Origin of the sequence: Chryseobacterium sp. WX, assembly GCF_029542485.1 — a bacterium.
GTDB classification, from domain to species: Bacteria; Bacteroidota; Bacteroidia; order Flavobacteriales; family Weeksellaceae; genus Chryseobacterium; species Chryseobacterium cucumeris.
Window position 1 is genome coordinate 2,022,149 of the sequence record NZ_CP120710.1, and the last position, 14,826, is coordinate 2,036,974.

10 protein-coding genes are annotated in these 14,826 nt (G+C 37.0%); 2 read left to right on the forward strand and 8 right to left on the reverse strand.

What is annotated here, in order from left to right; all coding sequences use genetic code 11:
* Positions 1-136: 136 nt before the first annotated feature.
* The 4 genes from PZ898_RS09055 to PZ898_RS09070 form a co-directional block, all read right to left on the reverse strand.
* A complete protein-coding gene (locus PZ898_RS09055) occupies positions 137-1,486 on the reverse strand; it encodes an alpha-amylase family glycosyl hydrolase (RefSeq protein WP_277695350.1) in 1,350 nt (449 codons plus the stop codon).
* Positions 1,487-1,626: 140 nt separating this feature from the next.
* Positions 1,627-2,226: a hypothetical protein gene (locus PZ898_RS09060; RefSeq protein WP_062674287.1), complete on the reverse strand. Its 600-nt coding sequence runs from the start codon at positions 2,224-2,226 to the stop codon at positions 1,627-1,629.
* A 134-nt stretch (positions 2,227-2,360) separates the two neighbouring features.
* Positions 2,361-3,392: an ATP-binding protein gene (locus PZ898_RS09065; protein ID WP_047434197.1), complete on the reverse strand. Its 1,032-nt coding sequence runs from the start codon at positions 3,390-3,392 to the stop codon at positions 2,361-2,363.
* Positions 3,393-3,440: 48 nt separating this feature from the next.
* Complete coding sequence (locus tag PZ898_RS09070; RefSeq protein WP_002977493.1) at positions 3,441-4,115, reverse strand: response regulator transcription factor; 675 nt, start codon at positions 4,113-4,115, stop codon at positions 3,441-3,443.
* Between the two features lie 325 nt (positions 4,116-4,440).
* Between PZ898_RS09070 and PZ898_RS09075 the strand changes: the two genes are divergently transcribed.
* Positions 4,441-7,230, forward strand: coding sequence for a TonB-dependent receptor (locus PZ898_RS09075; RefSeq protein WP_062674286.1), 2,790 nt, complete (start codon positions 4,441-4,443; stop codon positions 7,228-7,230).
* A 44-nt stretch (positions 7,231-7,274) separates the two neighbouring features.
* Positions 7,275-8,684, forward strand: coding sequence for a hypothetical protein (locus tag PZ898_RS09080; protein WP_277695351.1), 1,410 nt, complete (start codon positions 7,275-7,277; stop codon positions 8,682-8,684).
* Between the two features lie 808 nt (positions 8,685-9,492).
* Here PZ898_RS09080 and PZ898_RS09085 read toward each other — a convergent pair.
* The 4 genes from PZ898_RS09085 to hemL all read right to left on the reverse strand — a co-directional run bounded on the left by PZ898_RS09085 (position 9,493) and on the right by hemL (position 14,786).
* On the reverse strand, positions 9,493-10,731 hold the full coding sequence (locus tag PZ898_RS09085) for an amidohydrolase (RefSeq protein WP_277695352.1): 1,239 nt from the start codon (positions 10,729-10,731) through the stop codon (positions 9,493-9,495).
* Between the two features lie 79 nt (positions 10,732-10,810).
* On the reverse strand, positions 10,811-11,656 hold the full coding sequence (locus PZ898_RS09090) for a helix-turn-helix domain-containing protein (protein ID WP_062674278.1): 846 nt from the start codon (positions 11,654-11,656) through the stop codon (positions 10,811-10,813).
* A gap of 200 nt (positions 11,657-11,856) precedes the next feature.
* Entirely contained in the window at positions 11,857-13,188 is a 1,332-nt protein-coding gene (locus PZ898_RS09095) for an amidohydrolase (RefSeq protein WP_277695353.1), read from the reverse strand.
* A gap of 308 nt (positions 13,189-13,496) precedes the next feature.
* Complete coding sequence (hemL, locus tag PZ898_RS09100) at positions 13,497-14,786, reverse strand: glutamate-1-semialdehyde 2,1-aminomutase (protein ID WP_277695354.1); 1,290 nt, start codon at positions 14,784-14,786, stop codon at positions 13,497-13,499.
* Positions 14,787-14,826 lie beyond the last annotated feature (40 nt).

The following is a 14,826-nucleotide window of genomic DNA, read 5'->3' on the forward strand; positions in this document are numbered from 1 at the left end:
TTTATTGTAGGGCAGATAAACCACCCCGTCAAAATCTGTGATTTTGACACCCCTCCAGAGGAGGGGAAATGAGTACGCTAAAAGACTAATTGTTAATAATTAGTGCTTCAACCGGAAGTTCAGAGGTTTTTATTGCTTACTTTTCAAATACGGCATAATCAGAAACTTTGAAACTAAAGTCTTTTCCATTACTGAAATCTCTTTTCGTTTTATCAAAAACATTTCTGAATATTCCTGATAAGTGTTCGTCTTCAACAGAAAAGCTAACAGGTTCTTTTGACATATTCAAAACTACCAGTACTTCATCTTTTCCATTTTTCCTTACATAAGCGAGAATTTTATCGTTCGCTGTGGTATTCAGCAGATAGGTAGTTACATTAGGATCTCCACCTCTTAAAGCAGGGTTGACAGCTTTTAAATCCAATAGTGTTTTATAGAAATCAGCAACCTGATACGCATTGGTCCACTTAATAACATCTTTCTCGAAAAATTCCAGTCTCTTCATGTTCGGAAGTTCCTGTCCGGAATATAATAATGGCACACCATTCCATGTTGCAGAGAATACTGCCATAGGCTTTGTAATCACTCCATATTTTTCATATTCTGTTCCGTTCCACGAGTTTTCATCATGATTTGTGGTAAACCAGGCTCTCATCGATGTATCTCCGATATTAGAATACTGTCTCAAAAGATCTTTTAATTCCTGAAGAGGTTCATTCTTTTTATAATAATCCGCAGATTTGTGCATCCATTTCCAGGAATAACTTGCGTCGAAAACTTTACCATATTCCGGGCTTTCCAGTTCATCGAACTCTCCCAGCCAGAAAAGAGGTTTTATTTTTTCCACTTCAGGACGTGCCTGTTCCCAGAAATCGACTTCTACCCATGAAGCAAGATCACATCTGAAACCATCAATATTGGTTTCCCGTACCCAGTATTTCATGGCATCTATCATGGCCAGACGCATTTCCTGATTTTTATAATCCAATTCAATAATATCATCCATTCCGGAAGCAATATGGAATTTTCCGTCGGGGTCTTTAAGATAAAAATCAGGGTGTGTTTTGGTCCAAACATGATCCCAGCCAGTATGATTGGCTACCCAGTCAATGATTACTTTGAATCCCAGTCTGTGTGCCTCATTCACCATATCTTTAAAATCCTGCAGTGTTCCGAATTCAGGATTAATGGAAGTATAATCTGAAGCCGCATAAGGACTGCCCATACTTCCTTTTTTATTCTGTTGGGCAATTGGTGTGATCGGCATAAACCAAAGGGTTTTTATTCCCATAGATTTCAGGCGGGGCATTTCTTTTGCAAATGCTTTGAAAGTTCCTTCCTGAGTATATTGTCGTATGTTTACTTCGTAGATATTTGTAGTATGTTTCCAATCTTTTGGCAGTTCTGTCATCTTCCTGATATTTTTTTGAGTGGTACAGGAAACAATTCCCAGACCAATTACAGCTAACAAAATTAATTTTTTCATTAAACTATTTTTAACAAAAATAAGGATTGTTTTTGGGGTAAAAGGGTAAAAAGGCAAAATCGTTAAAAGCAGAATGGTAATTTGCTTTATTTAGCATAAAAAAGCCCCGGATCTAAATCCAGGGCCAGTATATTGTATGATTATCTTTCATCATCATTGTCATCCTCATCATCAAAGACATCGTCATTGTAATCTTCTTCTTCCTCATCATCAAAGCTGTCATCATCTTCATCCGAAAAGTTTCCACCCGCTACGAAATCGTCATCAAAACCAAATTCATCATCTACCAACGGCATTGCTGATTTCTTTTTGCCACCTCCGGCACCTCCGTTTTTGCTAGGAGCCTTTAAAGGAACGTTTCCGAATCTGTATACGGTAATAGGATAATTAACTCCTTTTGTTTCTTCAATAACTTCTACAAGCTCGCAGAAGAACTCCCAAAGATCAAGAAGCCCATACTGGAACTGTGCTTTGTCGCCTACGTTTTCAAAAGCTTCATCTATATAAACATCTGACATGATCTCACCATCACCATCATCACTCATATCTTCCAATGGGACACTTTTTACGATTGTTCCGTCATCTTCTAACAGATTAAAAGTAGAAAGCTCATCTCCCTGCAGACTGAATGCACTTTTAATTCCTAAATGTAAGTTCCATAACGTTTGTTTTCCCTTAACTTCGACATCACGGAAAATATCCTCTTTCGCATCTAATATTACGCGGATTTTGTAAACCATATCAGTTTCTTAAATTACTTTTTTGCCTTTATAATTATGATAAATCTCTGTTGCAAATATATAATAAATGACATGTGACAAAAAAATATTTCAGGATTTTTTAAAATATTTTTTTTTCTTACATTTTGCCGGAATTATTTACTTTTTTCGAGCATAAAACTGAACTTCGTCCCTTCAAGGTAGACACTTTCTACGGTAATGTTTTCATTGTGTGCTTCAAGGATGTGCTTTACAATGGCCAATCCAAGTCCTGAACCGCCTTCTCTTCTGCTTCTGCTGGTTTCCACACGATAAAATCTTTCGAAGATTCTTGGAAGAATTTCAGATTTGATTCCCATTCCGTTATCTATCACCTCTATCAGCACCTTATTTTTCAGAATGCTGGTTTTTACGATCACTTTCGCTTCCTGTCTGTTGGCATAATGAATGGCATTGGAGATCAGATTAATAAAAACCTGAGAAATTTTCTGTTTATCGGCTTCTACAAAGATCTGTGGATGAAGAGTCTGAATCTGTAATGTTGTATTTCTTTTTTCGGCTTCAAGATCAAGTAAGTCGAAGATTTCCTTGATCAGAAGGTTGACATCAAATTTTGAAACGGTAAGATTGATTTCACCGGCTTCCAGCCTGTTAATCATATCAAGATCTGTCACAATAGCGATCAGTCTTTCTACCGATTTATCAATTCTTTCGAGATATTTGTCGCGGATGGTAAGATTATCCACTCCGCCATCTCTTAAAGTCTCTACATATCCCTGAATAGAAAATAATGGAGTTTTAAGCTCATGAGAAACATTTCCGATGTATTCTTTACGATAACTTTCCATCTCTTTCATCATATCAATTTCTGATACCTGCTGTTGATTCAGATCTGAGAATCTTTCGCCTAATTCTTTAATGGTGATATTTTCGTCGTGATTCTGCACTATTTCCTGCGGCAGAAATCCGGAAAGACCTTTAACCTGTTTTCTGCTGTAGTAATTGAAAAGGAGTTCCAGTACTACACAGTTGATCAGGAAGATCAGAATAATACAGATGAAAAGACCCGTTTTGAACAAAGGGGTCTCATAATAGATATCTTTCAGCGAATCGAATACGACACCTAAAAGGAGCATTACCAGTGTCAGCAGACACGAGGCAACAAGGGTAAGTCTGTAAAATTTCAATTTTACAACGTTTTAATGATTGAACGTAAAGTTAAGATTTTTAAATAATTAAACGATCAGTTTATATCCAATCCCTTTTAATGTCTGAATCGTATTGATTCCCAGTTTTTCTCTTAGTCTTCTGATGTGAACATCAATAGTTCTTTCCCCTACAATCACATCATTACCCCAAACTTTCTCCAGAATCTCTTCTCTTTTGAAAACTTTTTCAGTATTGGAAGCCAAAAGGTAAAGCAAATCAAATTCTTTTTTGGGAAGAAGAAATTGCTGTCCGCTTTTGGAAACTCTGAAGTTATCTTTATCGATAACAAGGTCACCGATTTCAATAAGTTTTGCATTGTCAGACACCTGAGAGGTTAGCTGTAATAATGCATTCACTTTAGAAATAAGGATTTTCGGCTTGATCAGTTTTACAATGTAATCATTGGCTCCTGCCTGAAAACCTGCTAATTGAGAAAACTCTTCGCTTCTTGCAGAAAGGAACACAATAAGTGTTTTTTGCAGTTCTTTCACTTTACGAAGTTCCTGACAGGTTTCTATACCATCTTTTTCAGGCATCATGACATCTAATAAGATAAGATCCGGAACAATTTCCTTCGCTTTTTCTATACCTTCGTTACCATTGGTAGCGGTATAGATATCATACCCTTCCTTTTCCAAATTGTAAGACAGAATCTCTAAAATGTCCAGTTCATCGTCTATTAAAAGAATTTTTTTGCTCATCTTCTAGTTTAAGAATTCCCACAAAATTAATTATTTCAATTGATTTCATCTATCCGCCAAATGTTAACTAATTATTAAAAAACAACATTCTAAACACTAATTACAAAATCAATAAAAAAACTAACAAATAATTATACACAAATCAAATATAAGGAATAATAATTAACATTAAAACAAAAATTGTAATTATATAAATTAAACATCGATAAGTATAAAAGTCACGCTCCTGTTAATACAAACTTCATAATTAATTAAGATTCTCCTAAAGTTTTCTTAAAAACTTAGCCTTTATTTTGCCCTTGAAAAAGAAGTAAAAGAAGTAATAATGAAAAAACAACTCCACAAGAGCATCATGCTACTTGCCTTGTTTTCTGCTGGCTATGCTTTTGCACAAAGTCAGATTTTGGAAGGTAGGGTATTGGACGAGAAAGACAATTCTCCTATAGAAGGGGTAAAAGTAAAAGTAAATGGCCAGGAAGTAACTACTGACATTTCCGGATACTACTCTATCAACCTTTCTCCCGGAGCCAATTACATCGTAACGGTAAGTTCCAACGGGTATAACAGAAAAGAGATCAGTGAGGTTATTATAAAGAATGAAGGTAATACTCATCTTGACATCGTTCTGGATAAGCCATCTACCAAAGAAAAAGAAATTGAGGGAGTTGTCATAAAATCAAATGCAAGAAAAGAAACCATAGCCTCTACCATCGGTTTACAAAAGAACGCAGGTGTAGTTTCTCAGGTTATTGGTGTTGAAGCGATCAAAAGAAGTCCGGACAGGAACACAGGTGAAGTTCTGAAAAGAGTTTCCGGAGTGAGTTTATTTGACGGAAAATATATTGTAGTAAGAGGTTTATCAGACCGTTATAACCAGGCGATGCTGAATGGTATTCAGTTATCCAGCACGGAGCCTGACAGAAAGACTTTCTCTTTTGACCTTTTCCCTGCGAATGTTATCGAAACCCTTGTTATCAACAAAACGTTCATTCCTGAATATACAGGTGAATGGGGCGGTGCATTGATTCAGGTAAATACGAAAGACATTCCTAATAAAAATTTCTTCAATGTACAGGTAGGTGTAGGTGGAAACACCGCTACTATGGGACAGGAATTCCATATGCAGAAAGGAGGAAAGTGGGACTTTTTAGGAATCGATGACGGTTACAGAAAACTTCCTACCAATATGCCTGCAAAAAATGCTTTCAGTATTCTGACTGAAGCACAGAAAACAGAGATTGGTAAAGGATATACAAAGAATCTTGGATACAACAGTATCGGTTATCCTGAAAACTTAAGTTTACAACTTGACGGAGGTTTCAATACGAAATTATTCGGAAAAGATTTAGGAGTAATTGCTGTTTTAAACTATAGTAACAACAAAAGAAGAACGGAGTCTACCAACCGTTTCTTTACCATCAACAACCAGCTTGCTGATACCAACTTCGATTATTTTACAGAAAAATACAGCAATGATATTATTTTAGGAGGGATGCTGAACCTTTCTTTAAAGCTGAACAACAACAACAAAATTTCCCTGAAGAATATCATTACTAATAATACAGTAAACCACATGTCCTTCAGAACAGGAAAGGACTTTGAATTTGATCCGATTAACGGTACCAATATCATGGCAAGGGAAATTGGATTTAAAGAAACAACTTTCTATAACTCTACCCTTTCCGGTAATCATAAAATTGATGTTCTTGGCGGATTGACCGTAAACTGGTACGGAAGTTTCGGAATCCTTGATCAATACATTCCTTTGCTGCAGCGTTTACAGTATAACCAATATACAAACATGCCGGGAAGTCCTTATTTAGCTTTGATTTCCAACGGTCTTTCCCAAAAATCAGGAAGTGTATTCTACTCTACTCTGAGCGACTATCTGTATAATGCAGGAGGTGACGTATCCAAGACGTTTACGATGTTCGGACAAAAGCAAACGATCAAAGGAGGTTATTTATTCCAGGTTAAAGACAGAATATACAACTCAAGACCATTCTCTGTAAGACTTGAAAACTTCAATCAGGGATTACTTTCCCAGCCTTTTGAAACCATCTTCAATCCTGGTAACTTCGGAACCAACGGAGGATTTACATTTGATGAAATTGCTGGAAACCAGTACAGATATATTGCCAATACCATCCTTAACGCAGGATACTTACAGTTTGACAATAACTTCACACCATGGTTAAGAGCTGTCTGGGGATTAAGAGTGGAGAACTTTGACCAGTTGGTAGGTAGCACAAAAAAGAGTGATGACCGTTTTGTAAACACTCGTGTTACAGATTTCTTACCTGCTGTGAATTTAACATTCAAGGTAAATCCTAAAATGAATATCCGTCTTGCGGGTTCACAAACTGTTGTAAGACCGGAATTCAGAGAGGTTTCTCCTTTGGCATATTATGATTTTGACCTTGGAGCAACTGTAATCGGTAACAAATCTATCGAAAGAACTAAAATAACGAGTGCCGATCTTCGTTGGGAATTCTACCCAAGAAACGGGGAAATTATATCCGTGGCAGGTTTCTATAAAAACTTCAAAAAGCCTATCGAATTATACTTCAACCAATCAGGGGTAGGAACAAGTAACACTTTCAACTACCTTAACGTAGATAAAGCGGATGCTTATGGATTGGAAGTTGAAGCCAGAAAAAAACTGGATTTTGTAAGTGCTCTTAAAAACTTTACCCTTGGTGGAAACGTAGCATTAATCAAAAACAGAGTAACAGACGAAGCTACCAATATTGACAGACCAATGCAGGGACAATCTCCATATACTGTCAACCTAAGTCTTCAGTATGACACTGAAAAATCAGGATGGTCTTCAACGCTATTATTCAACATGATCGGAAGAAGAATCCTTTACGTAGGAAACGATCAGGTTCCACCAATCTGGGAAGCACCTAGACCTCTTCTGGATTTCCAGCTTGCTAAAAAACTATGGAGCAACAAGGGAGAGATCAAGCTGAATGTTTCAGATATCCTGAACCGTCGTGCTAAATTCTACCATGACCTGAATGACAATGGCAAGTATGACAGCAAAGATGCTCTTGCTATTGAAAGACTTACAGGAACCAATATCAGTTTAACACTGGGATACAATTTTTAATTCACTCAACAAATAATCTAATAAATAATTTAATTCTTTATAACATGAAAAAGTTCGTTTTATATTCTTTAATGCTTGGCGCTCTAGTATCAACTACCGCATGTAGAAATATAGAAGAAGATGGACCTACCATTATTCAAAATGGAGGTAATGGAAACGGAGACACTGAAAACCTTATTCTTTCAGGAAAAATCACTTCCAATACTACACTTAAAGCCAATAAAATCTATAAGCTGAGAGGACTGGTATATGTAACTAACGGAGCTACTTTAACGATCGAGCCAGGTACAAAGATTGTAGGTGAAGCTGATAAAAACGGAGCTTTAATCATTACAAGAGGAAGCAAAATCATGGCAGAAGGAACTGCTGCCAATCCTATTATCTTCACTTCAGAGAAAGCAAGTCCTAAAAGAGGAGACTGGGCAGGTTTAGTAATCTTAGGAAATGCTCCTACTAATGCATCTTTCGGAGGAACAAACGGCGTTGGAGAAATTGAAGGAGGTATTAACAACTCTGAAGGTCTTGGACTTTATGGAGGAAATAATGCTGCTGACAACAGTGGAGTATTAAAATATGTAAGAATAGAATATGCAGGATATGCATTCTTACCAGATAAAGAGATCAACGGACTTACATTCGGTGGTGTAGGTAGCGGAACTACAGTGGATTATGTAGAAGTTGCTTATGCTAACGATGACAGTTTTGAGTGGTTCGGAGGAACAGTAAACTGTTCTCACCTTATTTCTTATAAAGGTCTTGATGACGATTTCGATACTGACAACGGGTATTCAGGAAATGTACAGTTTGGTATCGCAGTAAGAGATTCTCAGGTAGCTGACGTTTCCGGTTCTAACGCATTTGAATCTGATAATGATGCCAACGGTTCTACTTTAACGCCTCAGACTTCAGCTACATTCTCTAACATGACGATTATCGGGCCAATCAACTCTGCTGCTCCGGGATCAATCAATGCGTTATTCCAGAATGCATTACAGATCAGAAGAAACTCTTCTATCTCTGTATTCAACTCTGTATTTACAGGATTCCCGGTTGGTTTATTCATTGATGCTACTAAAGGATCTCCAACGGATAACAACATCGTAGGTAACAAATTATTCTTTGAAAACAACGTTTTAGCAGGAAATACAACTCCTTTAAAATTCGGACCATCTACATCTACTCCGACAACATATACATTAAACGATCTTACGACTTGGTTTAATGCTAAAGGAAATACAATTCTTGCTTCTACAGCTGATGTAAAACTTGCTGGTGCATGGGCTCCTGCAGGAACTACACCAAACTTTACTCCTAATGCAGGTTCTCCATTGTTAACAGGTGGAGCGTTTACAAACCCTAAATTAGCAACCTGGTTTACACAGGTTACTTACAGAGGTGCTGTAAAAGATGCCACTGATACTTGGTATGCAGGATGGACTAACTTTAACTTATAACATCATCATATAAGTACCTAGATTTAATTTCAAATAAAAGGCCTTCGGAAATATTTTCTGAGGGCTTTTTTTATTGTTAAAAATGGTATTAATCCAAACATTTTAAATAGTGATTTAAAAATATCTTTTTACATTTATTTCACAATTTTAAAATCATGAATATCTTAAAACATTAATATTATGCTTATTGAAAATCCCGAAATACTGTTAATTGCATTTTTACTGTTTGCAATATTAAACATCTATACAATTAGAGATATTTTGAAAAATAAAAATCTAAGTAAACGACAAAAAAATAATTATGTCTGGTTACAGTTTGGATTCCCTATAATAGGAGCAATTATGTATTTTACTGATAAAAAAGTCATAAAGCAAAATTAAAATAATCATTAATAATTGAAAATAAAAAAGGGCTATTTCAAAACCAGATGCCCCTTTTTCATCATTATTCTCTGCTTTTACAGAATTCTGCATACTTCAATATTACGGGGCGTTCACATTACAAAATCTGAAGTTGGTCATTTCAACAGTTATTTTCTTTTGTCTGACCACGAATTTTCACAGATTATCACAGATTCTTAGTAGGTTTTGGCTAAAGCCAGAGGATTTTTTAACTAATTTCAAACGGGCTAAAGCCCGTCCCTATTGAATATAAAAAGTTCTAAGTTCACAATCAAAATCCCCAAACTCAAAACTCGAATCACGAATCTCAAAACCCGAAACCCGCACCCCATTCAAAAAAAGCCACCAGAAAAACTTCCGATGGCAGTTACAAAAAACAAGTGTATAAAAATATATATACTTCACATTAATTTCTCCAAAATAAATTCCCGTCCTTCATCAGGGCTTTTATTTCAGACATTCTGGAAACAGCTTCTGCAGAGCATGAAGCATCTGTCAGAACAATTGCTGCTTCATCACCGGCTTTTGGCCATTGCTGCTTTCCTTTTTCGTCCAGAGGAAGAGTACTTTGAGTAGCAAACTGCAAAGCTCTCGACAGAGAATATTCTGTAGCATAACCATACAGCTCCGCAATAAGATTAGCTTTCTGCAGCATATTTCCGGATCCGAAGGTACTCCAGTAGTCCTGCACATTATCATTTCCGATCAATACATTAACCCCATATTTTTTCAGCGTTGGAATAGGCATTATTTTTCCTTTAAAAGGTACGGAAGAAGCAATTCCCACTTTTCCGGCAGCCAGTCTTTCTGCAATCTGCTCTGTTTCTTTGGGTGAAAGATGGGCTAAAGCAAATGCATGGCTTACAAACGTTTTTCCCTGAAGTGCAGGGTTTTCCATCGCTTTATCAATCAGATAACTGATGGTTTTCATTCCAGACTCTCCTGCTTCGTGCAGGTGAATATCAATTCCTTTGTTGTGATCTAAAGCCAGCTGAACGGTAAAATCCATTACTTTCTCAATACTTCCATCAATACTTAAAGGATCCAGCCCACCAATGAATTCTACACTTTTCAACTGTGCAGCTTCTTTCATCAACGGAGCAGATTCCGTATAATACACTCCATGCTGTGGAAAAGCAACCAGCTCGGCTTTGAAAGAATCTCTTTTATTTTCAAGAGCCTGCTCAAGATGTTCCAGGGATTTCAATCCAGAGGTAGGATCAATATTAAAATGGGTTCTCGCAAAATGAGTTCCGTAATGCTGCTGCAAACTGATCAGCTGTTCTGCTCTGCTTACCGAAGTTTTCAGCAATTCAGGAATGATTTCCTGTTCATAGGCAATCATATCCTTCACGGTTCTTCTTTTCGGAGAAAGTGCCTGCCATGGAAGACCATACAGGGTTTTATCGAGATGAATATGCATGTCTCTGAAAGCAGGAAGCATCAGATAACCTTTTGCATCAATTGCTTTGGAAGCAGGATCATTAGCTTTTACTGTTTTTATTTTTCCGTCTTCAATTTCAATACTGAAAAGGCCTGTTTTTGTTCCGATAACCTCTTCATTTTCGTATTCAAAGCCAGTCTCCAGGCGGACATTTTTAAGGGAATAGTTTCCTTTTGCAGTTAATTGATAGGGAAATTGCATGATTTAAATTTTAACAATACAAAATTAACCCATGTTCAAGCTAAAACCGGTGTATCAATTATGTCTTGTTTTGTACAGATTATTCTTTAAACTGGGAAGGTGTCATTCCCGTTTGGGCTTTAAAGAATTTGGAAAAGCTGGCATGATCATAGAACCCGAGATCATAAACAATGTCTTTCACAGACATTTCGGAAACTTTCAACAGTCTTTTGGCTTCCAGTAAAATACGGTCCTGAATAAGGGATGAAGCTGAAGCATTGAGGTTTTTCTTGCAGACAATATTCAGATAATTGGCGGAAATATTCAGTTTATCTGCATAAAAAGAAACGGATCTTTCTGTTTTGAAATATTCATCAATAAGATGGAGAAACTTTGAAATAATAGGATTAGAATTGTAAATTTCAAAATCTTTGAAAGCACCCTCCACAGATTGGCTCACCAGCAAACCAATCAATTCACTTCTTTTTTGAATCAATTCCCAAAAGACTTTTTCCCCACTCAATTCTTTCTGGATAGCCTGAAATTCATACAGAAAAGTTTCAAAAACTTCCTTGGAAAGATTGATCACCGGATGATTCTGATAATACGAGGCAGAAAACCGTAATGAGGGCAGAAAACTTTCAAACCAATCTCTACTGATCATCAGCTGATACCCGATGGTTTCTTTTTCAATCACCCATTGGTGTACCTGATCGGGAAAAACAAGATGAATCTGATGGTCTTTAACCTGATATTCTGTAAAATCTATGGTATGCGAACCTACTCCCTTCTCAAAAAGATTGATGATAAAAAAATCATGTTTGTGCGGATCATCAATGGAGCGCGCTCCGGAAAGTTCATTGAACAGCAGATTACAGCTTTTCAACTGATTATCACTAAATTCCTGAATTCCCAAAATAGGAAAATGATCTGTATGGTAAGCCACTCTGCCTGATTTTCTCCTAAAATTACTAAAATTTACGAGAGAAAAAACTAAAACAACCACAAAAGGAACAAAAGCTTTATTGTATCACGCTATCTTCATTTTTCATCTTCGTTCGTGACTTTCGTAAACTTGCATCCCCTTTATGGTTGAAAAAACACAACTAGATTATATATTAATTTATTTAATCCTTTTATTCTAAATTAAAAAACAACGTTTCCATCGTGAACTAAAGACTCTACCTCTGAAATTCTTGATACTGCTTCTGCAGAACAGCTTGCGTTGATCAATACAAAATTTGCTTTATCACCTGACTTTGGCCATTGCTGAGTTCCTTTATCATCCAGCGGAAGAATATTTCCTGTTGCCAGTTTTAAACTTCTTGACAATAAAAACTCTGTTGAATATCCATACAATTGAGCCATTAAATTGGCTTTCTGAAGGACACTTCCGGTTCCGAAGGTATTCCAGTGGTCTACAATGCTGTCATTCCCGGTAAGGACAGTTACGTTATGTTTGTAAAGCGTTGGAATAGGCATAATCAACCTTCCGAAAGGTATTGTAGAGACAATTCCGATCTGTGCGTCGCCCAATTTCTCAGCAATTTCTTCCTGTTTTTCGGCTTCTAATTTTCCAAGAACAAAACAGTGGCTTAAATAAGTTTTCCCTTTCAGAGCAGGGTTTTCAGTCACTTTTTTAATCAGATATTCTACCGTTCTCAATCCCGAGTCTCCGGTTTCGTGTAAGTGAATATCTATTCCTTTTTTATTGTCTAAAGCAAGCTGAACCGTGAAATCGATCACTTTTTCGATATCTCCGTCGATGTTGAACGGGTCCACTCCTCCTATAAAATCAATATCCATCTTCGCCGCTTCTTTCAAATAAGGTACGGAATCCGTATAGAACACACCGTGCTGTGGAAAAGCCACCAGCTCAGCTCCAAAGCCTTTCTTTTTGTTTTCTAAAGCTTTCTGAAGATTTTTTAATGACTGAAGTTTTGAAGTGGGTTCAATATTCACGTGACTTCTTGCAAAGGAAGTTCCCTTAGACTGTAATAACTCAATCAGTTTTTCGGCTTTGAAAGTTGAATTCTTCAGCATCTCAGGAAGCATTTTCTGCTCCAGTTCTATCATTCCTTTTATGCCTCCGGTTCTCTTTCTCACAGCCTGCCATTGATCACCATAAAAGGTTTTATCCAAATGGATGTGCATATCCTTAAATGCAGGAAGCATCAACAGTCCTTTTGCATCTACCGCTTTAGCATTAGGTTGATTGGGTGAAATCTTTATAATTTTTCCGTTCTCAACTTCAACATAAAATAGATCCGTTTGGGTAGAAGACACTTCCCCATCCTGGTATTCAAATCCTGTTTCCAGACGAACATTCTTAAGGCTCATTTTTCCTTTTATTGAAAGATTTTTCTCATCGAAAGGCGATGCAGTCATGATATTGGGTATTAAGGTGAGTCCCGCTACAGCCAACGCTGAGTTTCGGATGAAATCTTTACGTGATATATTATTGTCTGAGGTCTTCATTTCCAATCTATTTAAGACAAAATTAAAAAGAAGTACCCTGAACGAAGTGTATGGTTTATTACAAAATCTGTATGATTTATACTTTGTGGTAATTCTCTGCTGAAATACTCAGTTTATCTTTCTACACTACAACTAAGAGTATCCCACAACGCTTGTCATTCCATAGGAATCCAGATAATGCTGTTTTTACTCTGTTAAGACTTCTACTGCAGCGACAGAGATTGCGTTGATTTTTTTCAATCTAAACTCATCAAATCAATTTTCTTTTCCATAAAAAAACCGGATCTAAAATCCGGTTTTATTTATTTTTATTTATTTGAATATTCAAATTTTCTTACTGCTTCCAGTGTCATATCAATCTCTTTATCCTTGATGGCATCACTGATGAAATATGTTTCGTAACCGCTTGGCGGAAGGTAAACTCCATTCTGAAGCATCTGGTGGAAGAAATTATTGAACAATGAATGATTAGCTTCCTGCGCTTCATCAAAGTTGGAAACACTGCTGATATGGAAGAATACCGACATCATAGAACCTTTTCTGTTGATTCTGTGAGCGATTCCTTTTTCATTAAGAATTTTTCCGATTTCAAAATCCAATGTTTCTGTTGTTTTCTCCAACCTGCTGAAAAATTCAGGGTCATTTTTAATAAGCTGAAGGGTTTTTAATCCGGCTCTCATTGCTAAAGGATTTCCACTTAATGTTCCCGCCTGGTAAACACCGCCTTTGGGTGCAAGATGATCCATGATTTCATTTCTACCAGCGAAAGCTCCTACCGGAAGACCTCCACCGATTACTTTTCCGTAAGTCACCAGGTCTGCTTTTACATTAAAAAGTTCCTGCGCTCCTCCGAAAGCTAATCTGAAACCGGTCATTACCTCATCAAAGATTAATAAAGTTCCGTTTTCGTCACAGATTTTTCTCAGATTCTGTAAGAAATCATTTTCTGGCAATACGCAGCCCATATTCCCCGCAACCGGTTCTATAATCACTGCAGCAATCTCTCCGTGATTGTGACGGAATAAATCCTCAACCTGTTCGAAATCATTGTAACGTGCTAATAAAGTATCTTTAGCTGTGCCCGCTGTTACTCCCGGAGAATTTGGGTTTCCGAATGTTGCTGCACCACTTCCCGCTTTGATCAGGAATGAATCTGAATGTCCGTGATAGCAGCCTTCAAATTTTACAATCTTATCCCTTCCTGTATATCCTCTTGCCAGTCTGATGGCACTCATACATGCTTCTGTTCCTGAAGAAACCATTCTGATCTGGTCAATATTCGGAACATTTTCAATGATGAATTTTGCAATTTCTGTTTCCAGTTCTGTAGGAGCTCCGAAAGAGAATCCTTTCTCTGCCTGTATTTTCAGTTCTTCCAATACTTCAGGATGTGTATGTCCTAAAATGGCTGGGCCCCATGAGTTAATATAATCGATGTAAGTATTGTCATCTGCATCGGTAAGGTAAGCTCCTTTTGCCGATTTCATGAAAACGGGCACTCCTCCTACGGATTTGAATGCTCTTACCGGAGAGTTTACACCTCCCGGAATGTATTTGTAGGCTTCATCAAATAAAGCCGAACTTCTTTGATATTTCATATATACTTAGTTGCTGTTGACAGTTGCTGGTTGGCATTTA